Here is a 22,464-nt window from a genome sequence, read left to right as displayed (position 1 = left end):
TATCTTTGCGCCATGAACCAATATGCTGTCATTTTTGATATGGACGGCGTGATTTGCCACACGAATCCATATCATGCCAAGGCCTTTGCTATTTTCTTTGACAAATACAAAATAGCCTATTCCGATAAAGAGTTCGAAGATCATATGTATGGCAAGCACAACAGCTATATCATGACGCATTTTTTTAAGCGTAGCATCGTTGGCGACGAATTAATTGCATTAGAAAGCGAAAAAGAGGCCCTATTTCGAGAGATTTACAAATCGGAGGTGACGACATTACCGAATTATGTAAATTTTTTGGACGACCTGAAAGCAAACGGGTTCAAAACGGCAGTAGCGACCTCTGCACCCCGCGCCAATTTGGAATTGATACTCGATGTCCTGCAAATTGCGGACAAAATGGAGTCGTTACTGGCCAGCGAAAATGTAGCCTTGCACAAACCCAACCCCGAAGTATACCTTAAATCAGCGCAGAACATCGGTATTGACCCTGTTCATTGCTTGGTGTTTGAAGATTCTTTTTCTGGCGTGACAGCGGGCTTACAGGCCGGTATGAAAGTCGTAGGTGTGCTCAGCTCACATACGAGAGACCAGTTACCACCCTGCGCCGAGTACATTAATGATTATTACGAAATTGATGCTGCGAAGGTGAAAGCACTTATTCGTCAGAATTAGGATGGCTGAGGCATTCCAGCTAATCTCGTCTCCAAGCGGCTGGGCGATATATTTCCTGTGTGCCGCGCTCATCGGCATGTCGAAAACCGGTATACAGAATGTCGGTACATTAGCTGTACCTTTATTCGCCATGCTATTTGGAGCTAAATATTCCACAGGTATCGTATTGCTGCTACTTTGCTTTGCAGATCTAATTGCGGTGGTGTATTATCGTAAGGCTTTTTTGTGGCATGAGGTAAAAAAACTGCTGCCCGCCGCCCTAGTAGGCCTTGCATTCGGGCTGTTTTTGGGGAACTACGTGCCTGATAAAACATTTAAAATATTAATGGGCAGCTGCATAATTTTAGGTATAGGCATAATGTTGGGCCTAGAGCGCTCCTCGCGAGCGCAGCAAGATCGACTGATTCAGCATCGCTGGTATTCACCGATATTTGGGTTTATCTTAGGCTTTTCAACGATGATTGGAAATGCAGCAGGTCCCGCCCTATCCGTCTATATGTTATCGAAACGGCTCGATAAAATAACATTTGCGGCCACTTCGGCCTGGTTCATCATGATCCTTAATCTAAGTAAAATCCCTTTGCAAGCCTTTGTCTGGCACAACTTGAGTTGGAATGGTTTCATACTCAATTTATTGGCCTTACCATTTATTTTGCTAGGCGGTCTGATCGGGATCCGCATCGTCCATCTGTTACCAGAAAAACAATTCCGCTTATTGATCATGATCTTGGTGGTTTTTTCGGCAATACTGCTTATTGCCCTTTAGATAATCAGGATAGTTCTTACACAATTAGGGATATTTCCAACCTTCTCTAACGTGGTATAAGCCAATTTTTTACGTTCATGAAACAACCGGGTAACTTACTGCGCCAAAACATCCCGTTGATCTGGGTAACGCTCAAACACTGTTACCGCGAACGAGCAAGCCGGAATAACCTTTAATGCGTTGTCGCGCGCAAGTTGTATAGCAGCAAGAACTAGTTCTTCCGCGATCTTATTTCCTCTATAATAGGGTTCAACCTCCGTAAAGGTTATTGTCAACGTGTTTTCATCACGCTCATACAGCAATTCTCCGATCTGGACTTCGTCATTCAAAGCCAACCATTTGCCTTGATCCTCTACATGTATTAATTCCATGGTATTTTTTTTACTCTTCTAAAAAATTAGCCAGCGATGTACCCAAAATCGTATTCCAGCCTTTCTCGTATTTCGCTCGATCCAACAGTTCGCCCGCATCGGAAAAATTTTCAATCCCTTCATGCAAGACTTTCACCGCTGTCGCATTTCCTCGCGGTGTAAGATGCCATGTTACCACCGATAGCCCTTCGCTTTCGGCAGGATGACTCCAGGCGTAACGCAGAAGCTCGTTGGGCTTAACATCCAGTATCTTGATCCGATAATGGTACCTATTCGAGCCTTTCGACTCGTAAAAATTGAATTCAGCCCCTTTGTTTAGCTCAAAATTCGGTATTTCGACATACCAAATAGCCAGTTTATCCCGATCTGTGAGGGCTTCCCACACCCGGTCAGGAGTTACAGCATAAGTTCGTTCAACGAGTATTGGCGCAGGCTCTATCATAACCTTCTTGTTTTTCAATAAATATAACAAATATCCCAGAGAATAGTTTACGGCCTGTTGAAAAAACCAACCTAAAAAAGATAGGCTTTGCCGGCAAGGTAAACGGTCGTTGCCATCGGGCAAAATAGAAATTTCCCGCTCAATGAGAATCCTGTTCAGGGTGGCAAAATGTTGTGTTTGGCGTAAAGATTTCACACTAAAAAAAATCCTATGTATCTTTGTTAACGATGAATGTTGATAAACTATTAGAGCGTGCCTTACAGTTTGACTTTCTAAGTAAAGAAGAAGGCATATACCTCTATCACCACGCTGCTACGGCAGACTTAACCTTTGTAGCGAATGAGCTTCGAAAGAAGCAAGTTCCACATGGGAAGGTAACTTGGCAGATCGATCGAAATGTAAATACGACCAACGTCTGCATCGCCAATTGTAAGTTTTGCAATTTCTTCCGCCGACCGGGGCACGACGAAAGTTACATCACCGATATAGACACGTACAGAAAAAAAATAGAAGAAACTTTTCGTTATGGAGGCGACCAATTGCTTTTGCAGGGTGGCCACCATCCCGATCTAGGTTTGGATTTCTACACGAACTTGTTTAAACAGCTAAAGGATATCTACCCATCTTTAAAATTGCACGCACTCGGCCCGCCAGAAATCGCACATGTTGCTAAGTTGGAAGGTCTCCGTCACATCGACGTGCTACGGGCCATGAAAAAATCCGGATTGGACTCTCTACCGGGGGCAGGAGCAGAAATCTTGAACGATCGCGTGAGAAGACTTATCTCGAAGGGAAAATGTGGCGGCCAAGAATGGCTAGACGTTATGCGGGCTGCCCACCAAATTAATTTGCCAACTTCGGCAACGATGATGTTTGGACATATTGAAACGATAGAAGAGCGCTTTGAACATTTGGTGTGGATTCGCGAGGTACAAGCAGAAAAACCATCCGAAGCACATGGATTTATCGCATTTATACCGTGGCCGTTTCAGGATGACGGGACATTATTGAAGCGTCTGCGCGGCATCACGAATAACGTCACCGGTGAGGAATATATACGGATGATTGCATTGAGCCGGATCATGTTACCGAATATAAAGAATATACAGGCATCATGGCTTACCGTAGGAAAGCGTACTGCTCAACTCTGTTTGCACGCCGGTGCAAACGATTTTGGCTCGATCATGATTGAAGAAAATGTCGTTTCAGCAGCTGGTGCGCCGCACCGGTTTACGTCGAAATCAATACAAGACGCAATACGCGAAGCCGGCTTCGAACCGCAATTACGCACCCAGAAATATGATTTTCGGGAGCTACCGCCAATGGAAGAACAGGTTATTAATTATTAGATACCAGACAGGATGAAAGAAATCCTTTTAAATATAGAAGCGATAATCTTCGCTGCGGAGGAAGGCATAGGGGCCAGCGAAATCAAGCAGGTTTTGGAAGACGCACTAGCGATCGACATCAATCGCCAAGAGGTAGTCGATCTACTGGCAAAAATCGCGGAAAAGTACGAAAGCGAAGAACAGGTTTTTCATCTCCGCGAAATCAACAATCAATATCAATTCCTGACGAAAGAGCGCTACCATGAGGTCGTCAATCAGCTTCAAGCACATAAAGATAGAAAAAAACTGAGTCAGTCTGCATTGGAGACGCTCGCGATCATCGCTTACCGGCAACCCATAACGAAGTTGGAAGTCGAACAAATCCGTGGCGTGAACTGCGATTATTCCATACAACGCCTATTGGAAAAGAAACTCGTTCAGATCGCCGGAAAGTCAGATAGTATTGGTAAACCACTGTTATATGCGACCAGCGATCAGTTTATGCAGCATTTCGGTGTAAAAAGTGCCAAGGATCTTCCTCAACTAAAAGACATCGTGTCTGAAGAGAATAGTATCGGTGAAATAAGCGACTAGCAAGCACCATGCTAACTCATTGTTTTACAACGTATAAAAAAGAAAAAAAAGTTTAAAGTTACCATATTCTTGATTATTTTTACCTTGGGTAACAAACATAAGATTTATCAATTTTTAACACGAAAAGACTATGATGCAAGTGGTAGAACAAGAAGTCTTAATTGATGGATTCGTCAATTTTAACGGTCCCGAGGATGATGCAGAGGATGTCTATGATGATGATTTCGAATTAGACGAAATCGATTCCATCGGAGATCTTGATGATTTCGATGATGACGACGACGATTTTTAGTTAGTGCACAACATTTTGAAAATCAACCGGACAAACAGAAAAGCATGTAAAAAGGCAGCGTTTATTAGACGCTGCCTTTTTACATGATACCAATCGATTCAGGTTATTTCTTATGCAATTGCTCGTATAAGTCGATGACCTTCTTCTGCAGTTCTATCACTTCTCCGTCCCTTGATTGAAGCTTTTTGTTCAATACGTTGATTTCATCTTGGATCTGCTTTTCTTCTTCAGAATCCGTAGTTGACAACAACTGAACTAGTGAAAGACCAAAAAGTTTAGAGATTTGATTTAACCTAGATAGATTAACATCGGTAATACCTGTTTCAATTTTTGAAAAAGCTGGGATAGAAATGTCTAAACGTTTTGCAACGTCTTCTTGGCTCCAACCTTTTTGATGTCTCAATAGACGAATTTTTTTTCCTAATGCGTTCATGGGTAAATTGTTTTTCTTATTCCAAAAGTAATAAAAAAAATACTAAAGAAAAACGCGGAAAAAAAATAATTAATAATTTTTAAAGAACTTATCTGCGAACCCAACAACGTTCACGAAATTGTGATTTGGAGAAATCATAAATAAAAGGTTGAATTCCAGTGATTTAAAACCTTCCAAATATTGTTCCAACGAAATTACATCTTTTAAAAAAGTGAAATTTTTATGATTAAAAACCTCCGTAATTTCGGCTTCCAAATTACTTATTAATATATTTTTGTCCTTGATTGCGTCCTTATTAACGAATACAACGGCATAGTCAGACTCGTCCATAGATGCCCGGTATTGGTTGAGGAAACTACGGTCTAGGCTCTCATAAGGGTTCAATTCAATAATCGTGACCAAGCCCTGGTCGGGAAATTGCTCTTTAACAGCATGGATACTCGTCTGCAGCTTGTAAGAAGAATAATTAAAGTCTTGGTACACAACACGTCCATGATCGCTAGCCACAAACTCCAAATAGCGAATGGAGCTCTTGAAGTCTCGAATGGCGTTGTAAAAATCCATCCGCTTGACGCCCAGCCACTCACATACCGTATACGCACCTGCAATGTTCGACAGATTAAGCTTACCAAATACCTGCAAAGGAATGCGCTCATCGCCCAAATGGAGATAGGTGACACCTTTGTTTATCGAATATTCCGGCAGCCTGTAGCCATGTCTATTGATCTTACAATCGGACGTCTCCTCCACGATCTCGCGCAGATATTCATTATCTTTATTATAAATCAGTGTTCCTTTCTTGACAATAGTATCGATAAACCTTTCAAATTGCTCAAAGTAGTCATCGCGGCCGATATCTGTCCGGCTCGCGTTCCAATCAACTCCGCTAATCAAAGCAATATTCGGATGAAACAAATGAAATTTTGATTGATGATCAATCGGCGAAGCATAGTATTCATCTCCTTCAAGCAAGATAATTTTGTTATGTGCTGTCAGTTTCACCTGCGAATCAAAACCCTCCAATTGTGCACCAACCAAATAATCAAAATCTCTACCTAGTTTCTTGAGCACATGCATAATCATGCTCATGATCGTGGTTTTTCCGTAAGTGCCCGCCACAACCACGCGCGTTTTATTGATACTTTGCTCGTATATAAATTCTGGAAAAGAGTAGATTTTTATGTGGAGTTCCTGCGCCCGGATTAGCTCGGCGTTATCGACCTCGGCATGCATCCCCAAGATCACCGCATCGATCTCATCTGTAATCTTCTCCGGAAACCAGCCGAGCTTAGCGGGCAACAAGCCCGCCTTTTTCAGACGTGATTTCGAAGGTTCGACAATTTGATCGTCGGAGCCCGACACCTGATGCCCTTGCTCAGCCAACGAAATGGCCAAATTATGCATCACGGCACCCCCTATGGCTATAAAATGAATACGCATTAACTAATTTTATTAAACTTTGCCGAACACCAATTGTCCTGCACTTTCATACTCACATATTGAAACCCGGTTTCCTCCGCTTTTTTACGCAAGATCGGCAAATCTTCCGATGCATAAAAACCGCTGATGTACAATACGCCGTGGTCCTTCATGCTAGCGCTGTATTGATGCAGCTGATCCAGCAAAATATTCCTATTGATGTTGGCTAAAATGACATCAAAAGTTTTGCCCTGAAGGGCTTCTTTTGAGCCGAGCATAGCCTTTACGTTATCGACCCCATTCAGCTGTGTATTTTCAAGAACACTCGCCACACATATTTCATCGTAATCGACGGCTAGCGCATTATTTGCGCCGCGTTTGCTGGCCAAAATTGCTAATATGCCCGTCCCACAGCCCATATCCAGCACGTGCTTCTCGGTAAAATCGTCTTCAAGAATATACGAGAGCATCATGGAAGTTGTTTGGTGATGTCCAGTACCAAACGACATCTTTGGATCAATCACGATCTCGTAGGGCATATCCGGTCGTGGCTGATGGAAGGTCGCCCGTATATGACAGCGGTTGTCCACCGTGATCGGCTTAAAATTGCTTTCCCACAACGTGTTCCAATTCTGATCTTCAATATCCTGAATCTCGTAGTCTACCTCAAACCCTTCCGTTTCATGAAGAAGAACAGTTTCCAATGCTTGAAGGTCAAGATTTGCAGCCGGTATATAGGCTGCAAATCCGTGATCCAAGTCTTCGAACGTGTCATAACCAATACCGCCTAAGGCATCGATCAACAGATCCTTCTGCCAATCTGCCATAGCAGGCGATCTAAAGATGACGGATGAATACTTCATCGTTATTTATTGAATACCTTTACAATTTCAAGGAAATCGCGTGATTTTAATGAAGCCCCACCAATCAAGCCTCCATCGATATCTTTCTGTGAGAACAGATCACGAGCATTACCTGGATTGGCACTCCCTCCATAAAGAATTGTTGTATTGTCAGCAATCTCTTCACCATATTTTTCCGCTACGGCAGACCGGATGAAGGCATGCACCTCCTGCGCCTGTTCCGGCGACGCGGTTAAGCCCGTGCCAATAGCCCAAACGGGCTCATATGCCAACACTACTTTTGTAAACTCTTCTGCCGACAAATGGAAAACGCCACCTGCCAACTGCGTTTTGATCACTTCAAAAAAGTTACCACCCTCGCGTTCTTCTTTCGTTTCCCCGATGCAGAAAATAGGTGATAGTCCGTGTTTTAATGCGGCATCTACCTTCTCCGCCAATAAGGTATCTGTCTCTCCAAAATAGGCCCGGCGCTCCGAATGTCCCAAAATCACGTAAGAAGCACCTGTAGATTTTACTTGTGGAGCAGAGATCTCACCTGTATACGCTCCTGATTCAGCCTGATGGATATTTTGGGCGCCTACATGCACGTGGGCAACCGGAGCGGCTAATTTGCTGATGCTGTATAAATGAATGGCTGGACTGCAAACGATCACTTCCTGCTCGCCAACAACTTCGTCTTTCACCATGTTTACAATCTCAGAAAAAAGGCTCAGTCCCTTTTCGTAATCCAGGTTCATTTTCCAGTTTCCTGCAACGATGTTTTTACGCATAATAGTTTTTATTTTTCTGTTTTTAATTTTTTTTTTGCTGGACTTCTGTCAACTTGTGCACATGTCTTAAAATTTGAGTATCTAACGTAGATAATTGTTCATTTTTTACGACAGCACGTTCCTGTAACATTTCCAAAAACTTTTCGACACGGTATACCTCCTGCTTTGCGTCGGTAAACCAAGAAAAGTCCGGCACAAATTTGGGAATAATATTTGACATTGCGATTTGCGCTCCTACACCAATCACCGTCCCGGTTGTCATGCTAGCATTTATGCCGCACATGGCATAGTCGCCCATGAAGACCCCCACCTTCCGCCTGTTGGTGTCGCGCATTTCCGAGGTTGCATAATCATATAGCTTTATGGTCCCCCAGGTATTCAACAAGTTTGAATTGCTGCTTCCTGCGCCGATATTGCACCCTTCACCAATCACAGCACAACCCAGATACCCCTCATGTCCCTTGGCGCAATTTCCCCATAGCACGCTGTTGTTCACTTCGCCGGCGATTGTCGCGCCAGGTCCTACCGTTACGTTGGGATAAAGCCTGCTGCCCATTTTCACGCGAGCACCCGCACAAATCGCTATTGGTCCGCGTAAAACCGATCCCTCCTCGACCACTGCCCCGTCTCCAATATAAATAGGACCGTTCATTGCGTTCAATATACTACAGTTGATCTCCGCGTTTCTTCCAATAAATAAACGCTCTCCAAACAGCGTATTCGAATCGGGCAAGACAGCAGACTGCCTATTTGCCGTCAGTAAATCGTAGTCCGACACAAGCTGCTGCTCGTTCAGCCGATAAATATCTTCCAAGAAGTCGACCTGCTGAACCGCTGATTGATAAGGGATTTCACGCCATGCTGAGAAGTCGGGCTCTTCCCGCCATTCGGTTGCTTTGTAGGCGATCCAAAGGCCATCCTTGGTCAACACACTGCTCAAGGGTAATTCACGTAAGGCTTTTGACAGCGCAGGCGAAGGCAGCACATTCCCTCTGATGACGAGATACATCGATGTTGCTGCCGGAGACGGAAACTTTTGCTGAAGGTAAGGTATAGTGTAAAACGATATGGAGGCCGAAAGCGCGTATTTCCACTTTTGACTGATCGTGAGCATACCCACACGAAGGTCGCTGACTGGACGAGTATAAACCAAAGGCAGTAAGTGCGCTCGCCATGCAGCATAATCATGTAACACAACTTCCAACATAGTTGGGGATAAATTTATATAAAAAAATCCCGATAAGCGAACTTATCGGGACAAAGTTGTCGGTACCTGTGCCGAAACTACTTCTTGTTGTAGCGGCTACGGAACTTATCGATACGACCTGCCGTATCGACCAATTTCATCTTACCTGTGTAAAATGGGTGTGACGTATGAGAGATCTCTAATTTTACCAATGGATATTCATTGCCATCTTCCCAAGTAATTGATTCTTTCGTGTCTACACATGATTTAGTTATGAAAGCATAGTCATTAGACATATCTTTGAAAACCACTAATCTGTAGTTTGATGGATGCAAATCTTTTTTCATTTTATGTTATGATTACGTATATTCAACAATCGAGGTGCAAAGATAATTTATTTTTTCAGAAAAAACAAAATAATAATTATTCACAACGGGCATTTTATACACATCCGCGCCGGATGGCCAAATTACGTATTTTTTGAACAATAGTGTATTCGCAATATGAGATTACACGATTCGATACTTATATCGCCTGATAGCTCGCCCCAATACAGAAATGTATAAATGAGTTGGCAAGCTATCTTTTTTTAAGTTTTTCCAACCTGTACAATTAGCTTTTTTTGTTATTTTTGCGTTCTTATCTAGCATATTTAAATATTAATACATGAGTACGGTATTATCCGAGCAGGAACAACAACGCAGACTGAATCTTCAAGCCATTATTGATTTGGGTATCAATCCATATCCGGCGGATGAATTCGAAGTGAATGTAACGGCCGCCGACATATTAGCCAATTACGAACGCGACAAATTAAATTACAAGAGCATCCGCATTGCAGGACGGATGATGAGCCGCAGGGTTATGGGGAGCGCCTCATTCATGGAATTGCAGGATGCAACAGGCAGAGTGCAGGCATATGTCAAGCGTGACGATCTTTGTCCCGATGAAGATAAAACATACTATAACACGGTATTCAAAAAGCTTTTAGACATTGGAGACATTGTCGGCGTGGAAGGATATGTTTTCACGACGCAAACTGGAGAAATATCGATTCATGTCGAGAAATTGACCATCCTGACCAAGTCGCTCCGGCCTTTGCCAATCGTGAAAGAAGCCGAGGGCAAAACCTTTGATGCGTTCACCGATCCGGAGCAACGCTATCGGATGCGGTATGTCGATTTGATCGTCAACCCACAAAACCGGGATATTTTTATAAAGCGCACAAAGTTATTTACAGCTATGCGCGATTTTTTCAATAGCGCGGGGTATATGGAGGTTGAAACGCCAATCCTGCAATCCATCCCTGGAGGGGCAACGGCACGGCCTTTTATGACGCATCACAATGCGTTGGACATTCCCTTGTATTTGCGTATCGCCAATGAACTCTACCTGAAACGGTTAATCGTAGGCGGCTTCGAAGGTGTTTATGAGTTTTCTAAAAACTTTCGCAATGAAGGCATGGATAGAACCCACAACCCGGAATTTACCGCCATGGAAATCTACGTAGCTTATAAAGACTACAACTGGATGATGAATTTCACGGAACAGTTGCTGGAAAAATGTGCTATCGCGGTGAACGGTTCTACCAAAGTCACGTTCGGCGAACACCATATCGACTTTAAAGCCCCTTATAAACGCGTCACAATGGCACAGTCCATTTTGGATTTCACTGGCTTTGATATCATTGGAAAAACCGAGGAAGAGCTTCGGGAAGCAGCAAAAGGAATGGGAATCGATGTCAACGAAACCATGGGTAAAGGCAAGTTGATCGACGAAATTTTTGGTGAAAAATGTGAGGGAAACTATATCCAGCCAACATTCATCACGGATTATCCTATTGAAATGTCTCCGTTAACAAAGAAACACCGAGACAATCCGGAACTGACTGAACGCTTCGAACTCATGGTATGCGGTAAAGAAATTGCCAATGCCTACTCCGAGCTAAACGACCCTATTGATCAACGCGAACGCTTTGAGGAGCAGTTGCGTTTATCTGAAAAAGGCGATGATGAAGCCATGTTCATCGACCAGGATTTCCTGCGCGCGCTCGAGTATGGCATGCCGCCGACTTCAGGCTTAGGTATCGGCATGGATCGCTTGATTATGTTTTTGACAAACAACGCATCTATACAAGAGGTGTTATTCTTCCCGCAGATGCGTCCCGAGAAGGCTGCTCAGCTTGCCGATGTGAAAGATTATACTGCACAAGGCGTACCAGCTGAATGGGTGCCTGTACTGCAAAAAATGGGATTGACAACGGTCGAATTGTTGAAAGAAGCAAATCCAAACAAGGTATTTAACGACCTGGGCGGATTGCGCAAAAAAATGAAACTTGATATCGCCATGCCCAGCAAGGAAGATGTCTTCACTTGGTTTGATTAATCACCTATCTAAAACAAACCATAACAGTAGCGATCAAACGAAAGTTTGGTCGCTTTTTTTAAAAAAAACAGCGCTGAGCGCTGTCAAAAGATCTCTACCATACCCGACTACTTTAGCGTAGCAGTCCTTTACAGATATTGCGAACCAATGCAGGTCCTTCATACACAAAACCTGTATATAACTGAACGAGGCTGGCACCCGCTTCCAATTTTTCGATCGCATCTTCCGCAGAATGTATTCCACCCACACCGATAATAGGGAATGTATGATTTGATTTTTCCGCTAAATATCGGATCACTTCCGTTGATCGCTTTGTCAACGGTCGACCACTAACTCCACCCATCTCATTCACTACGTTAGCTGGGCTTTGCAAGCCTTCCCTAGCAATCGTCGTATTGGTTGCTATCACGCCAGCAATTTTGGTTTCCGTGACGATCTCTACAATATCGTCCAATTGTGATTTAGTTAAATCAGGCGCAATCTTGAGCAGGATCGGTTTCGGCGCCGGCTTTTTCATATTGAGCTCCTGCAGCGTATTTAAAATGTGTTTCAGAGGTTCTTTCTCCTGCAAATCCCGCAAACCCGGCGTGTTGGGGGAACTCACATTGACGACAAAATAATCCACATAACTGAACAAAGCATGAAAGCAATAGACATAGTCATGTACAGCATCTTCGTTCGGTGTCAGCTTATTTTTACCAATGTTACCACCGATGATCAAACCTTTTCTGTCTGTTATTTTTTGCAGGCGACCGGCAGCAACATCCGCTCCTTGATTGTTGAAGCCCATACGATTGATCAAGGCTTCATCGGCTACTAAACGAAACATACGCGGCTTATCATTGCCAGGTTGTGGCCGCGGGGTCACGGTACCGATCTCGATAAAGCCAAAACCCAATCCGGCCATCTCCTCAATATATTCCGCATTTTTATCAAATCCTGCCGCCAGCCCCACAGGATTCTTAAATTTCAGGCCAAACACCTCTCTTTCCAAACGCTTGTCCTCCAAGGTGTATATGGATTTTAGCAGCGATTTCGCGCCCCATACTTTCGTGAACTTGCGTAATCCGCCGGTCACTTGATGGTGAGCCAGCTCGGGATTCATGGAGAAGAACAAAGGTTTGACGAGTTTATACATATATACAAAGGTAGCCAAACAAGCAGAAATATTCATTACTTTTGTAGCAAATGATATCAATTAACAATTTAACTTTCGAAATTGGATCTCGCGCTCTATATGAAGAGGCCAATTGGCATATAAAACCCGGAGACAAAGCTGGACTTATCGGTGCCAACGGTGCCGGGAAATCAACCTTGTTGAAATTAATAGTAGGCGACTACTCGCCCACAGCTGGCAGCATTTCCATGGCCAAAGATTTGAAAATAGGCTATCTAAATCAAGATCTCCTATCTTACCATTCCGAAAAAAGTATCCTTCACGTGGCCATGGAAGCATTTGAACGTCAAAATCAGTTGCACGCGGAAATTGAGCTACTCTTACAAAAGCTAGAGACTGATTATTCTGATGACATTCTGAATAAGTTAAGCGATAAGCAAATGGAATTCGACGCCCTTGATGGCTATAACATTGAATTCCGCGCCCATGAAATCCTTGCGGGCTTGGGTTTTTCAGAAGAAGAGCAGCAGCGCCCGTTGGCAACCTTCTCAGGGGGATGGCGTATGCGCGTGATGCTGGCACGCATTCTCCTGCAAACACCTGATATCTTGTTGCTCGACGAGCCCACAAACCATTTGGATCTACCTTCTATCAAATGGCTGGAAAACTACCTGCAGGCATTTGAAGGAGCTATTGTTATTGTATCGCACGACAGGTACTTTCTAGACCGTATCATCAATAAGACGGTGGAATCCCGTAAAGGAAAGCTAACGGTTTACGCAGGAAACTATACCTTCTACATGGAGGAAAAATCGCTTCGTGAGGAGATCCAAAGCAACCAGTTTAAAAACCAGCAAGCAAAGATCAAGCAAGAGGAGAAGCTCATTGAGCGGTTTCGTGCAAAAGCCAGCAAAGCCAAGATGGTGCAGTCTCGGATCAAAGCTTTGGACCGTATGGAAAAAATCGATGATGTCGACGATGATAACCCTGCGGTAAATTTCAGTTTCAAATTTTCCAAGCCTTCTGGCAGGCATGTTGTTACGCTGGAGCATGTATCGAAATCGTACCCTAACTTGGAAATCCTCCAAGATACGGGCGCCATTATCGAGAAGGGCGATAAAATTGCATTGATTGGTGCAAATGGCAAGGGAAAGTCTACCCTCTTGCGTATCGTGGCCGATGCAGACCAGGAATTCAGCGGCAGCAGCACCAAAGGCCACAATGTATCGCAAACGTTTTTTGCACAGCATCAGCTGGAAGCTTTGCACCTCGAAAATAATCTCTTGCAGGAGTTGGTCACCTTTGCTCCCAAACATACGGAAACAGAACTTCGCTCGATCCTGGGTTGCTTTCTTTTTACAGGAGACGATGTATTCAAAAAGATTAAAGTGCTCTCTGGAGGAGAAAAGTCCAGGGTAGCATTGGCTAAAGCCTTAACTGCAGATGCCAACTTCTTGGTGTTGGATGAACCTACCAACCATTTGGATATGGCTTCGGTAAACATCCTTATACAAGCGCTACAGCAATATGAAGGCACGTTGATTGTGGTGTCGCACGACCGCTATTTTTTAGACCACGTGGCCAACAAAATTTGGTTTATAGAAGACAAAAAGATTAAAGAGTATCCGGGTACCTATGAGGAATACGAAACGTGGAATGCCAAGCGTCCGGTAAATTCAGCACCAAAAGCGGAGAAAAAGATCGCCAAGGAAGAGCCGAAAAAAGAAAAAGCCGCGCCGAATGAAGATCATACCCGGCTGCTTAGCCGAAAAAACAAAGAATTAGCGCTGCTGGAGCAAAAAATTGCAGAAGGCGAACGGGAGCTGAAAGCATTGGAACTTCATTTAGCGAAAGAGGACACCTATTCAGATGCAACTAAACTGCAAGAGGCAACCCGTGCATACAATTCGTATAAAGCAAGTTTCGAAAAAATGCAATTGGATTGGGAGCAGTTGGCAGAAGAGATTATGGCACTTGACGACTGATAACAAAGGAGCGTTGCTCCTTTGTTATCAGTCGTTTTCCCTAATAGTTCAAGACAAACGCTGCCGTATCGTTTCTTACTTTTTTCATCGGTGCCAACCAATCGCGTGCTGCATCCCTATAGCCTACATATAAAACCAGCACACTGCGCAGGCCTTTGCCCGGCAAATCAAGTATCCGATCCACCATAGCGTTGTCAAAGCCCTCAGCAGGCGTAGAGTCAACACGAAGTTCAGCAGCCTGTGCCAGTGCAAATCCAAAGGCAATATAAGCTTGCTTCGAGGCGTGGATAAAATGATCTTCCTTTGTTTGCGATGCGTACATCCCTTTAATCATATCGGTATAGCGATCAAAGCGTCCGCGAGGCATGTCTCTTTCATCCGTCGTCTTATTGTATATGCTGTCAATTCGCTGTGGGGTGTACTCATCCCACGCGGCAAATACCAGCACGTGTGAACATTCTCGCATACACTCTGGATTAAAAGCCCCTTCCGCAAGTTGATCTTTAACTGCCTGATCCGAGATCACTGCTATCCGAAACGGTTGCAGTCCGGAAGATGTCGGCGCCAAGCGTGCAGCCTCGACAATCTTGTCGATATGCTCTTTGCTCACCTTTTTGTTGGGATCGTAGGCCTTCGTTGCATGCCTCCAATTTAAATGATCAATCAATGTCATTACTTTGTTGTTTTTGTATCTATGTAAATCTCCGCTCCTATTTTGTATAAAGGAACAGATCAACTGTTGTAACAACAAATATCGAGACAAACTACCTAGCTCGCAATACAAAACATTTACGGTAGCACAAAAGGACACCGAACTGACATTAAAAGATTGCGATCAATACCGACTACCGGAAGAAAACGAAAAGGGGTGTCTCTTTTAATCAAGATCCCTTTCGTCTAGCGCCCGGTCTTTGATAATAACAAATTCTTCCGCCGAAAGAGCGAAGTAACCATACTCATAAACGAAAAAGTAGGTGTAACCGTTATTGTCAACAAAGCGTTTGGTAAAGTATTCGAAATTAAAACCTTTCAACAACAAACGTTCTCGAGAAATCTCCAAACGTGCTTCATCTCCCAAAAACATTCCCAGCAAACGTCTATTTTTAAGCAAGGTGATGTTAACGTTCCTTATGATCGCATTTGCTGTGCTGTTTAGTTGGTTGTTGTGCATATTCCGACAGCTATCGCTACAGAATTTCTTATCCGAACGACCTCTCACACGGCCGCGACAGTGTAGGCAAAATCTTTCCTCCATAATCCAATTTTTTAAAAATGAGCACTAAAGACGTTTTTAAACGCGTATAATCGTTTATAAACGTATATAACTGGTTAACTACCGACTGTTATCAAATCGTGTTCGTTACTTTAAAACACCAATAAGAAGCGATAGAATTTAAATTTAACAACAAAAAACAGGTTTTTAAAATTAAAAAACAAAAACAATGAGTATGCTGGAAAATTTCGCACAGCTGTTAGGCCGACTGGGAGCCGACGCTGAAATAAGGACGACGAATCAAGGAACGAAGGTTGCCAATGTACGCTTGGCGACAAATGAGTACTTTAAAAATGCAAAAGGCGAATGGGAAGAGACAACCTATTGGCACAATTTGGTTTTTTGGGGCAAGCATGCTGAGAAACTATCAAATAGTTGCAAAAAGGGCACCCGGTTGTTGGTGCAGGGATCTTTCGTTTATCAAGATTATGTTGATTCGCAGGGCATAAAGCGGCAATCCTGCGAAATACGTGTGCTACAATTTATGGTTATCACGAGTAAAAAGCAGGTGGGAGCTATGGTTGTTTCTGATGAAGATGAACGGTTATAGGCTGAGATAGTCATCAGATCCGGGGGGAGAGGAATAGGTTTCATAGCGTGGGAAAGCTACGCCTGTCCGGCTTTTTTGGACAGGCGGGCTTTAATTATGCACGAGGTGAAAATCTATTGCTCGATTTTAAATCCGGCAATATCGGCCAGCTTCTTCGGAATGTCGGTATTGTCCATTTTATGTGAGAACCGCTCTGCCCCTACGCCGATAGCGAAGACGGGAATATAAGCGGCCGAGTGATTACCTGATGCCCAGCTGATGGAACCCGCACGATTTAAAATTTTAACAGCTTCGCTTGCGATCTTATCGTCTATCGCATAGAGGCTTTTTGAAGTCTCTTCTTCGTGTTCTACAAAACTCTTTTGATAAATATCACGCAACAATTGCTCGTCCTCTTCTTGTACCTTTACTTTGCTGAACAGTCCTAGGTTATCGTCCAACACCGCTTTGAGCTCCTCCCAGCTCGCCGTTTTCCGTTCCGCTCGAAGCTTCGCAATACGTCTTGACAACTCGCCTTGCGATACCTGCTGATGGGCAAGTATTTTTGTCTGTAAGCGACTACTTCCGTTGCCGATCGCGATTCCGCCGGTCTCGTGGTCAGCCGTTACGATAATCAATGTCTCATTGGGATGCTGCTTGTAGAATTTGTAAGCTTGTTTTACCGCTTTATTAAAATCCAGCATTTCGCGTATAGTTGTTGTTGCATCATTCGCGTGCGATGCCCAATCTATCTTCCCTCCTTCAACCATCAGAAAAAAACCATCTTCATTATTCTTTGTCAAGGACTCAATGGCGGATGCTGTGATCTGCTCTAGTGTTAGGTCGCTAGGCTCTTGATCGATTGCATATTTTAACGACTCCTTGTCTGATCCTTTAATATTCATCAAGATAATTCGGTCTGACTTCTCCTTAATGGTGTTATATTCCGATAAGCCATAGGCTAATGTGTATCCCGCCTCCTTAAATTTCGGAAACAATGACGGTACAGATTTATTTTCCGAATTCTTATCTGGACTTAAAAATCCTGATCCTGCGAAGAAGTCGAAGTTCGAAGCCGCGAGGTCAAGGCCTATTTCATAGTAACGTCCACGATTAGGCTGCTTTGCGTAAAAAGAGGCTGGCGTAGCATGATCTATACTGACGGAAGTTGTGATCCCGACTTTTAAACCCGCTTCTTTTGCCGCATAAGCAATACTTTTATAAGCTATTTTCCCGGTGCTATCCATGGCCAATACACCATTTTTTGTTTTCTTGCCCACGGCTAGTGCTGTTCCACCGGCAGCGGAATCCGTGACGCCATGCGAGAGTGAATAGGAGGTGGCAAAGGAGGCGTAAGGGAAGGTAGAAAATACCAGCGGGAATACCGTGTTTCGATCTTCCTGAGCGGCCAGAAACACTTCCGTTAGATTGATTTGGTTGAGCCCCATACCGTCACCGATGAGGAAAAAAATGTATTTCGGCTTTTGTTGCGCAAAAAGTCCTTGCGCAACGATTAGAAAGAGGGATAACAGTGATATGGTCTTCTTCATTTTTGATTTGTTTTGAGTCGGTAAAGATAGCATGTTTATGTAAACTGCATATTAAGCTTAGCTTCGAAAGCGAAAACAAAAGATACTACGAATTGTTCAGCTAAAGTAACAACAGCCTTCATCATGATAGAAAACTCTTTAGTAAACGCGGCAAGAGGAATATTTCAGGAGACAACCCTGACATCCTTGACACATATCACCAAGGAGAGCCCGGAAAGTATCGACCGCGGGCTGGCAGTCGTCATCCCAGTAACGTTATTGGCCCTTCAACGCAAAGATTTGTCGGATCTCCACAAACTGCTCATGCAAGCCAAGGCAACTTACGATGGTTTAAGCCCCGACGCGGATTTCGCTCCTTTTGCAGGCAGCAAAACAGAAGCCACGAAGCAACTCCTTGAAGATGTTATTGGCGATCGCCGACTCGATGTACAACAAACGGTCAGCAATTATTTGAACATTCCCGCTGACACGGTATATGTTTTACTATCAGCGTCCCTTCCAGCTGCATTTTCAGTCCTTACACGCTTTGGGCAAGATTGGGACGAAACCCGTGTAAAAGATATGCTCCAAGCAAACGAACCGGATATCGTTTCGAAAATCCCAGCTGAGTTTGGTCCTCTTGTTACGGACACCCATCGCGACCCCGCCATGCATGCTGGCGTTCCGCCTGTAACAGCTGCAGACGCTATCATTGATCCTACGCACACGTCACCGTCTTCCAGCAGCGAAATGGCTGAACCACACATCCACACCAAGGAATCCGTGAAAAAGAGTCGATCCGGAGCAGGTATCTGGTGGTTGCTGATCTTAATTGCTCTGGTCGGGTTGTGGCTTTATTTCGGAAAAGGATGTACAGCACAGTCTACCACAAGCGACGCACGAGACACCACAAGTATGCCACTGGTTCAGTAAAGAGAAACGGAATCTTTGGATCAACACTGGTTTTGGTGTAGAAAAGTTATTTTTGCAGTATGACACCGCAGCAACGAGATATGGCAATTGGCGATTTTGAGAAATATATGCGCTATGCCGTCAAACAAAACGAGGGCTTCACATTGGAAAATTTTATTTTTTTTTCCACTTCGCTCATCAATTTTTACCAAGGGTCCGATTTGATTTCCCATGCCGACCGAAGAGACATTGCTCTGATACTCAGTCAATCTTTCAATGCCGGGCTGGGCAACCGAATAACGCCTGATGATCTGCATGAAATTGCGCAGTTAATAATTTCCGATTCATCAATTGATTATTCGGTTTTAAATCCTATATTTGGATGATTTTTCGGGGGATTAGCTCAGCTGGCTAGAGCGTTTGGCTGGCAGCCAAAAGGTCATCGGTTCGACTCCGATATTCTCCACGAGTAGAAGCTTGGTAGGTTTACCAAGCTTTTTTTGTGCGCGGATTTTTTTTACTTTAATCGTGCTTCGTCCAAACTAATTTATCTATCGAATAGCCACAAGTGCTAGCATAATCCAAGTACTGTTGCTTTACCTCTTCTGGTATATTTTTCTCTCTTGAAAGTATCCACATATAATCTAGATTCTGTCCGAATACCAAGGCATATTGATAGTCTTCATCGAGCATAACCACATTGTACCCAGCGTAAAACGGACCGAAGAATGATACCTTAAGTGCCCCCTCATCTTCGTTACGTACAAAAACTGCCTTACCGCGACTTTTTTTGTGCTTTTGTTTCACATAATCGTAACCTTGATTGAGCACTCGAATACGACCATCTGCTTGCAAGGAATAGGTAGCCGTTACATTTTTCAGGTTTTTCTCCCAAAAAAAATCCAAGCGGGCAATCTCATACCATTCGCCTAGGTAGCGATCCTTTTTAAACCCCTGCACGACGGGAACAGATGATTTTATCGGCTTCAATAGGTTATATAACGTCGTTCCCGCAGCTACCGCGGTCAACAACAACAATGACTTTTTACGATCCATCATACCTACTAAACAGCAGAACTTATGCAAAAGTTTGATTGGAAATTGATAGTTTTGGAAAGATAGGCCATCCACAATCAACAGGAGATTTGGACGTTGGAATAAAAATTTAAGTAGAAATAGTTATATTTTGTACAGTAGAGACGAAGCCAAAAAATTGAAAGAAAAATTTTGGACCAGCTTTGGACAATTCATGGCATTGGTACCGAGTGAAGATGGCACGAAGATAAATTGGATAAATTACAAAACCGGCGTCAAACATCTTCATTTCCGTATGGAAGTTGAAAACAAACAGGCTTATATATGGATAGAAATCAGTCATCCCGATGCAGGAATAAGATCGTTACTGTACGAGCAATTATTAGCTTACAGAACGATTTTACAGGCTGAACTCGGCGAGGAATGGGACTGGGAAGATTGCTATCTAGATCCGTACGGAAAAGAAGTTGCACGGGTTGGCCGACCGATGAAGGAAGTAGCCTCTATTTTTGAGCAAAAAGATTGGCCTATACTGATTGCTTTTTTCAAGCCGAGGCTTATCGCCCTGCATCGCTTTTGGTCTACAGCGCAATATGGTTTTGAAATTTTTAAGTGACTATATTTAGTATCGACCTGCTTTCCTTAACTTTGCCATACGTTTCAAAATCAATGAGCATGAAAATCTTTTTAAGACTTACTTTTATTTGTTTTCTTTTTCTACAACACCAATGGGTGGCAGCCTGGGGTATGACTGGACACCGGGTTATCGCAGAAATTGCGGAGAACCATCTCAACAAGAAGGCCAAAAAAAACATCCAAAAGCTTATCGGCAACCAAAAATTAGCCTATTGGTCCAATTGGGCCGATTTTATCAAATCGGATCCCGACCCAAGTTTAAACGCAACCGGAAATGCACATTTCATCAATACGGAAGGTAACTTAAGCTACGAAGCGTTTGCCGAGGCACTGACAGCATCACCTTCGGAAAATCTTTACAAGTCCTACCTGCGGATCAAAGGCGAAGCGAGGGAAAAAAGTGGTGACCTGAAAACACAGCGGCAAAACCTTTATTTTCTCATCCACTTATTGGCAGATGCCCATCAGCCCATGCATGTCAGCCGCGCGGAAGATCTAGGAGGGAACAAAATCGACGTGGAGTTCTTCGGTCGGAAAGCCAGTATCCACCGTGTTTGGGACTCCGATCTAGTAGACAATGAAAAATATAGCTATACCGAATACGCGCAGATGTTGGATATTTATGACGCCGCATATTACAAGCAGTATACCTCCAGTAGCTTTGAACAATGGCTGTATGAATCGCATAAGCTGGCCAACATTATCTATGACGATGTAGCAAAGAATGCAAATCTGCGTTATGAATACATCTATCGCTTTAAATATGCTATGGAAGACTGCCTTTTGAAAGCCGGTATACGTTTAGCTAAAGAACTGAATGAAATATATGGTCGTTAATGCTATACCATGTACTAAAAAAGCCCACAGAAAAACCTTGCGTGGACGTTTTGATTGGCCATCATGAATAATTCGTATATTTTTTAAGATAGACTAGCGTAACCATACGAGCGATGAATGATTTGAATTACCTAGAAATAAATAGGGCCTCTTGGAACAACCGACTCGAAACACATGTCGAATCATCTTTTTATGACGTACCTGCCTTTTTAGCCGGCCGATCATCACTAAATACAATCGAGCTAGATTTGTTGGGGGATGTTCGCGGCAAAAGAATATTACATCTTCAATGTCATTTTGGCCAAGACAGCATTTCTTTGGCGCGACTAGGCGCTATAGTTACCGCAGTTGATCTATCCGACAAAGCAATAGAAAAAGCAAAAGATCTCGCTACAAAAACTGGCGTTGACGTCCGTTTTATTTGTTGCGACCTGTACAGTCTTCCTGAACATTTGACGGGCGGTTTTGACATCGTATTTACTAGCTATGGAACTATTGGATGGCTACCGGATCTTACGAAATGGGCAAAAATTATTGATCAATTTCTTATTCGGCAAGGGGAATTCATTTTCGTAGAATTTCATCCAGTCGTGTGGATGTTTGATGACGATTTCCGTACCGTACAATATAACTATTTCAAGGATGGGCCAATCATTGAGACAGAAGACGGAACGTACGCCAAACGAGATGCAGACATTCGACAGAAATCCGTTACTTGGAACCATAGTTTGAGCGAGGTGCTTGGCAGTCTTTTAGTCCAAGGATTGCGTATTCAACAGTTTAAAGAATTCGACTATTCGCCTTATAACTGCTTCCGAAACGCCATAGAAATTGCACCTGATAAATTCCAGATCAGCCATTTGAACAACCGAATTCCAATGGTGTATGCATTACGCGCTACCAAATAGCGAGCGCATTTCGTATGATGTTAAAACTTTTCTTACTAGCGTTGTGTAATCGCAGGCATTTTCCAGGCGTACGTTTGCAATATAGGACCTACATGTTTAGCAAATTATAAGCATCGCACAATCGCTGTCTTTTTATTAACATTTACGTGTGATAAATGCAGCGTATATGATATATTTGT

26 protein-coding genes and 1 tRNA gene are annotated in these 22,464 nt (G+C 43.4%); 14 read left to right on the top strand and 13 right to left on the bottom strand.

Annotated features, from left to right (window positions below):
- The first annotated feature begins 12 nt into the window (after window positions 1–12).
- Together IE165_RS01320 and IE165_RS01315 are read left to right on the top strand one after the other, a co-directional pair.
- A complete protein-coding gene (locus IE165_RS01320) occupies window positions 13–675 on the top strand; it encodes an HAD family hydrolase (RefSeq protein WP_189624789.1) in 663 nt (220 codons plus the stop codon).
- A gap of 1 nt (window position 676) precedes the next feature.
- Complete coding sequence (locus IE165_RS01315) at window positions 677–1,441, top strand: sulfite exporter TauE/SafE family protein (RefSeq protein ID WP_189624788.1); 765 nt, start codon at window positions 677–679, stop codon at window positions 1,439–1,441.
- A 95-nt stretch (window positions 1,442–1,536) separates the two neighbouring features.
- Here IE165_RS01315 and IE165_RS01310 read toward each other — a convergent pair whose 3' ends face one another.
- Window positions 1,537–1,812, bottom strand: a complete 276-nt coding sequence (locus IE165_RS01310) for a GNAT family N-acetyltransferase (RefSeq protein ID WP_189624787.1) — start codon at window positions 1,810–1,812, stop codon at window positions 1,537–1,539.
- A gap of 10 nt (window positions 1,813–1,822) precedes the next feature.
- On the bottom strand, window positions 1,823–2,254 hold the full coding sequence (locus IE165_RS01305; protein WP_189624786.1) for an SRPBCC family protein: 432 nt from the start codon (window positions 2,252–2,254) through the stop codon (window positions 1,823–1,825).
- 227 nt (window positions 2,255–2,481) lie between these two features.
- Between IE165_RS01305 and IE165_RS01300 the strand changes: the two genes are divergently transcribed.
- The 3 genes from IE165_RS01300 (at window position 2,482) to IE165_RS01290 (ending at window position 4,468) form a co-directional block, all read left to right on the top strand.
- Entirely contained in the window at window positions 2,482–3,603 is a 1,122-nt protein-coding gene (locus IE165_RS01300; protein ID WP_189624785.1) for a CofH family radical SAM protein, read from the top strand.
- Between the two features lie 12 nt (window positions 3,604–3,615).
- Window positions 3,616–4,176 carry an SMC-Scp complex subunit ScpB gene (gene scpB / locus IE165_RS01295; RefSeq protein ID WP_189624784.1) on the top strand — a complete coding sequence of 187 codons (561 nt, stop codon included), beginning with the start codon at window positions 3,616–3,618 and terminating at the stop codon, window positions 4,174–4,176.
- Between the two features lie 130 nt (window positions 4,177–4,306).
- Window positions 4,307–4,468, top strand: a complete 162-nt coding sequence (locus IE165_RS01290) for a hypothetical protein (RefSeq protein ID WP_189624783.1) — start codon at window positions 4,307–4,309, stop codon at window positions 4,466–4,468.
- A gap of 103 nt (window positions 4,469–4,571) precedes the next feature.
- On the opposite strand, the gene IE165_RS01285 is transcribed toward IE165_RS01290, so the two are convergent.
- From IE165_RS01285 to IE165_RS01260, 6 genes are all read right to left on the bottom strand, one after another.
- Entirely contained in the window at window positions 4,572–4,901 is a 330-nt protein-coding gene (locus IE165_RS01285; protein ID WP_189624782.1) for a helix-turn-helix domain-containing protein, read from the bottom strand.
- A 69-nt stretch (window positions 4,902–4,970) separates the two neighbouring features.
- A complete protein-coding gene (locus IE165_RS01280; RefSeq protein ID WP_189624781.1) occupies window positions 4,971–6,341 on the bottom strand; it encodes a Mur ligase family protein in 1,371 nt (456 codons plus the stop codon).
- Window positions 6,341–7,183, bottom strand: a complete 843-nt coding sequence (gene prmA / locus IE165_RS01275) for a 50S ribosomal protein L11 methyltransferase (RefSeq protein WP_189624780.1) — start codon at window positions 7,181–7,183, stop codon at window positions 6,341–6,343. The genes IE165_RS01280 and prmA overlap by 1 nt, the downstream gene beginning before the upstream one ends.
- Window positions 7,184–7,185: 2 nt before the next feature.
- On the bottom strand, window positions 7,186–7,953 hold the full coding sequence (tpiA, locus tag IE165_RS01270; RefSeq protein ID WP_189624779.1) for a triose-phosphate isomerase: 768 nt from the start codon (window positions 7,951–7,953) through the stop codon (window positions 7,186–7,188).
- 22 nt (window positions 7,954–7,975) lie between these two features.
- Window positions 7,976–9,160 (bottom strand): putative sugar nucleotidyl transferase, encoded by a 1,185-nt coding sequence (locus tag IE165_RS01265; protein ID WP_189624778.1) that lies wholly within the window; start codon window positions 9,158–9,160, stop codon window positions 7,976–7,978.
- 77 nt (window positions 9,161–9,237) lie between these two features.
- A complete protein-coding gene (locus tag IE165_RS01260) occupies window positions 9,238–9,486 on the bottom strand; it encodes a type B 50S ribosomal protein L31 (protein WP_189624777.1) in 249 nt (82 codons plus the stop codon).
- Between the two features lie 319 nt (window positions 9,487–9,805).
- Here IE165_RS01260 and lysS point away from each other — a divergent pair, with 319 nt between their 5' ends.
- A complete protein-coding gene (lysS, locus tag IE165_RS01255; protein WP_189624776.1) occupies window positions 9,806–11,524 on the top strand; it encodes a lysine--tRNA ligase in 1,719 nt (572 codons plus the stop codon).
- A 112-nt stretch (window positions 11,525–11,636) separates the two neighbouring features.
- Here the strand turns inward: lysS and IE165_RS01250 are convergent, their stop codons facing one another.
- Window positions 11,637–12,662, bottom strand: a complete 1,026-nt coding sequence (locus IE165_RS01250) for a quinone-dependent dihydroorotate dehydrogenase (protein WP_189624775.1) — start codon at window positions 12,660–12,662, stop codon at window positions 11,637–11,639.
- A gap of 50 nt (window positions 12,663–12,712) precedes the next feature.
- Between IE165_RS01250 and IE165_RS01245 the strand changes: the two genes are divergently transcribed.
- Entirely contained in the window at window positions 12,713–14,626 is a 1,914-nt protein-coding gene (locus IE165_RS01245) for an ABC-F family ATP-binding cassette domain-containing protein (protein ID WP_189624774.1), read from the top strand.
- A gap of 40 nt (window positions 14,627–14,666) precedes the next feature.
- Here IE165_RS01245 and IE165_RS01240 read toward each other — a convergent pair whose 3' ends face one another.
- Both IE165_RS01240 and IE165_RS01235 read right to left on the bottom strand, forming a co-directional pair.
- Window positions 14,667–15,299, bottom strand: a complete 633-nt coding sequence (locus IE165_RS01240; RefSeq protein WP_189624773.1) for an NAD(P)H-dependent oxidoreductase — start codon at window positions 15,297–15,299, stop codon at window positions 14,667–14,669.
- Window positions 15,300–15,503: 204 nt separating this feature from the next.
- A complete protein-coding gene (locus tag IE165_RS01235; protein WP_189624772.1) occupies window positions 15,504–15,881 on the bottom strand; it encodes a hypothetical protein in 378 nt (125 codons plus the stop codon).
- Window positions 15,882–16,068: 187 nt separating this feature from the next.
- On the opposite strand from IE165_RS01235, the gene IE165_RS01230 reads away from it, so the two are divergent.
- Window positions 16,069–16,449, top strand: a complete 381-nt coding sequence (locus IE165_RS01230; protein ID WP_189624771.1) for a single-stranded DNA-binding protein — start codon at window positions 16,069–16,071, stop codon at window positions 16,447–16,449.
- A gap of 113 nt (window positions 16,450–16,562) precedes the next feature.
- Here IE165_RS01230 and IE165_RS01225 read toward each other — a convergent pair whose 3' ends face one another.
- Window positions 16,563–17,978, bottom strand: coding sequence for an alkaline phosphatase (locus IE165_RS01225; protein ID WP_189624770.1), 1,416 nt, complete (start codon window positions 17,976–17,978; stop codon window positions 16,563–16,565).
- A 123-nt stretch (window positions 17,979–18,101) separates the two neighbouring features.
- Between IE165_RS01225 and IE165_RS01220 the strand changes: the two genes are divergently transcribed.
- The 3 genes from IE165_RS01220 (at window position 18,102) to IE165_RS01210 (ending at window position 19,335) form a co-directional block, all read left to right on the top strand.
- Window positions 18,102–18,890 (top strand): hypothetical protein, encoded by a 789-nt coding sequence (locus tag IE165_RS01220; RefSeq protein WP_189624769.1) that lies wholly within the window; start codon window positions 18,102–18,104, stop codon window positions 18,888–18,890.
- 59 nt (window positions 18,891–18,949) lie between these two features.
- Window positions 18,950–19,255 carry a hypothetical protein gene (locus IE165_RS01215; RefSeq protein ID WP_189624768.1) on the top strand — a complete coding sequence of 102 codons (306 nt, stop codon included), beginning with the start codon at window positions 18,950–18,952 and terminating at the stop codon, window positions 19,253–19,255.
- Between the two features lie 6 nt (window positions 19,256–19,261).
- Window positions 19,262–19,335, top strand: a tRNA-Ala gene (locus IE165_RS01210).
- A gap of 56 nt (window positions 19,336–19,391) precedes the next feature.
- On the opposite strand, the gene IE165_RS01205 is transcribed toward IE165_RS01210, so the two are convergent.
- A complete protein-coding gene (locus tag IE165_RS01205; RefSeq protein ID WP_229826250.1) occupies window positions 19,392–19,928 on the bottom strand; it encodes a lipocalin family protein in 537 nt (178 codons plus the stop codon).
- A gap of 154 nt (window positions 19,929–20,082) precedes the next feature.
- Here IE165_RS01205 and IE165_RS01200 point away from each other — a divergent pair, with 154 nt between their 5' ends.
- The 3 genes from IE165_RS01200 to IE165_RS01190 all read left to right on the top strand — a co-directional run bounded on the left by IE165_RS01200 (window position 20,083) and on the right by IE165_RS01190 (window position 22,285).
- Window positions 20,083–20,520 (top strand): DUF4268 domain-containing protein, encoded by a 438-nt coding sequence (locus IE165_RS01200; RefSeq protein WP_229826249.1) that lies wholly within the window; start codon window positions 20,083–20,085, stop codon window positions 20,518–20,520.
- 59 nt (window positions 20,521–20,579) lie between these two features.
- Window positions 20,580–21,377, top strand: coding sequence for a S1/P1 nuclease (locus IE165_RS01195; RefSeq protein WP_189624766.1), 798 nt, complete (start codon window positions 20,580–20,582; stop codon window positions 21,375–21,377).
- A gap of 113 nt (window positions 21,378–21,490) precedes the next feature.
- Window positions 21,491–22,285 carry a class I SAM-dependent methyltransferase gene (locus IE165_RS01190; RefSeq protein ID WP_189624765.1) on the top strand — a complete coding sequence of 265 codons (795 nt, stop codon included), beginning with the start codon at window positions 21,491–21,493 and terminating at the stop codon, window positions 22,283–22,285.
- The last annotated feature ends 179 nt before the right edge of the window (window positions 22,286–22,464 follow it).

Origin of the sequence: Sphingobacterium griseoflavum, from assembly GCF_014653155.1 — a bacterium.
GTDB classification, from domain to species: Bacteria; Bacteroidota; Bacteroidia; order Sphingobacteriales; family Sphingobacteriaceae; genus Sphingobacterium; species Sphingobacterium griseoflavum.
Note: the sequence above shows the minus strand (reverse complement) of the source record. Positions and strands in the feature narration are given on the sequence as shown.

Excerpts from the sequence above, each read along its gene's own strand:
- IE165_RS01320 (WP_189624789.1), top strand. The coding sequence starts at position 13 with ATGAACCAATATGCTGTCATTTTTGATATGGACGGCGTGATTTGCCAC.
- IE165_RS01315 (WP_189624788.1), top strand. The coding sequence starts at position 677 with ATGGCTGAGGCATTCCAGCTAATCTCGTCTCCAAGCGGCTGGGCGATA.
- IE165_RS01310 (WP_189624787.1), bottom strand. The coding sequence starts at position 1,812 with ATGGAATTAATACATGTAGAGGATCAAGGCAAATGGTTGGCTTTGAAT.
- IE165_RS01305 (WP_189624786.1), bottom strand. The coding sequence starts at position 2,254 with ATGATAGAGCCTGCGCCAATACTCGTTGAACGAACTTATGCTGTAACT.
- IE165_RS01300 (WP_189624785.1), top strand. The coding sequence starts at position 2,482 with ATGAATGTTGATAAACTATTAGAGCGTGCCTTACAGTTTGACTTTCTA.
- scpB (WP_189624784.1), top strand. The coding sequence starts at position 3,616 with ATGAAAGAAATCCTTTTAAATATAGAAGCGATAATCTTCGCTGCGGAG.
- IE165_RS01290 (WP_189624783.1), top strand. The coding sequence starts at position 4,307 with ATGATGCAAGTGGTAGAACAAGAAGTCTTAATTGATGGATTCGTCAAT.
- IE165_RS01285 (WP_189624782.1), bottom strand. The coding sequence starts at position 4,901 with ATGAACGCATTAGGAAAAAAAATTCGTCTATTGAGACATCAAAAAGGT.
- IE165_RS01280 (WP_189624781.1), bottom strand. The coding sequence starts at position 6,341 with ATGCGTATTCATTTTATAGCCATAGGGGGTGCCGTGATGCATAATTTG.
- prmA (WP_189624780.1), bottom strand. The coding sequence starts at position 7,183 with ATGAAGTATTCATCCGTCATCTTTAGATCGCCTGCTATGGCAGATTGG.
- tpiA (WP_189624779.1), bottom strand. The coding sequence starts at position 7,953 with ATGCGTAAAAACATCGTTGCAGGAAACTGGAAAATGAACCTGGATTAC.
- IE165_RS01265 (WP_189624778.1), bottom strand. The coding sequence starts at position 9,160 with ATGTTGGAAGTTGTGTTACATGATTATGCTGCATGGCGAGCGCACTTA.
- IE165_RS01260 (WP_189624777.1), bottom strand. The coding sequence starts at position 9,486 with ATGAAAAAAGATTTGCATCCATCAAACTACAGATTAGTGGTTTTCAAA.
- lysS (WP_189624776.1), top strand. The coding sequence starts at position 9,806 with ATGAGTACGGTATTATCCGAGCAGGAACAACAACGCAGACTGAATCTT.
- IE165_RS01250 (WP_189624775.1), bottom strand. The coding sequence starts at position 12,662 with ATGTATAAACTCGTCAAACCTTTGTTCTTCTCCATGAATCCCGAGCTG.
- IE165_RS01245 (WP_189624774.1), top strand. The coding sequence starts at position 12,713 with ATGATATCAATTAACAATTTAACTTTCGAAATTGGATCTCGCGCTCTA.
- IE165_RS01240 (WP_189624773.1), bottom strand. The coding sequence starts at position 15,299 with ATGACATTGATTGATCATTTAAATTGGAGGCATGCAACGAAGGCCTAC.
- IE165_RS01235 (WP_189624772.1), bottom strand. The coding sequence starts at position 15,881 with ATGGAGGAAAGATTTTGCCTACACTGTCGCGGCCGTGTGAGAGGTCGT.
- IE165_RS01230 (WP_189624771.1), top strand. The coding sequence starts at position 16,069 with ATGAGTATGCTGGAAAATTTCGCACAGCTGTTAGGCCGACTGGGAGCC.
- IE165_RS01225 (WP_189624770.1), bottom strand. The coding sequence starts at position 17,978 with ATGAAGAAGACCATATCACTGTTATCCCTCTTTCTAATCGTTGCGCAA.
- IE165_RS01220 (WP_189624769.1), top strand. The coding sequence starts at position 18,102 with ATGATAGAAAACTCTTTAGTAAACGCGGCAAGAGGAATATTTCAGGAG.
- IE165_RS01215 (WP_189624768.1), top strand. The coding sequence starts at position 18,950 with ATGACACCGCAGCAACGAGATATGGCAATTGGCGATTTTGAGAAATAT.
- IE165_RS01205 (WP_229826250.1), bottom strand. The coding sequence starts at position 19,928 with ATGATGGATCGTAAAAAGTCATTGTTGTTGTTGACCGCGGTAGCTGCG.
- IE165_RS01195 (WP_189624766.1), top strand. The coding sequence starts at position 20,580 with ATGAAAATCTTTTTAAGACTTACTTTTATTTGTTTTCTTTTTCTACAA.
- IE165_RS01190 (WP_189624765.1), top strand. The coding sequence starts at position 21,491 with ATGAATGATTTGAATTACCTAGAAATAAATAGGGCCTCTTGGAACAAC.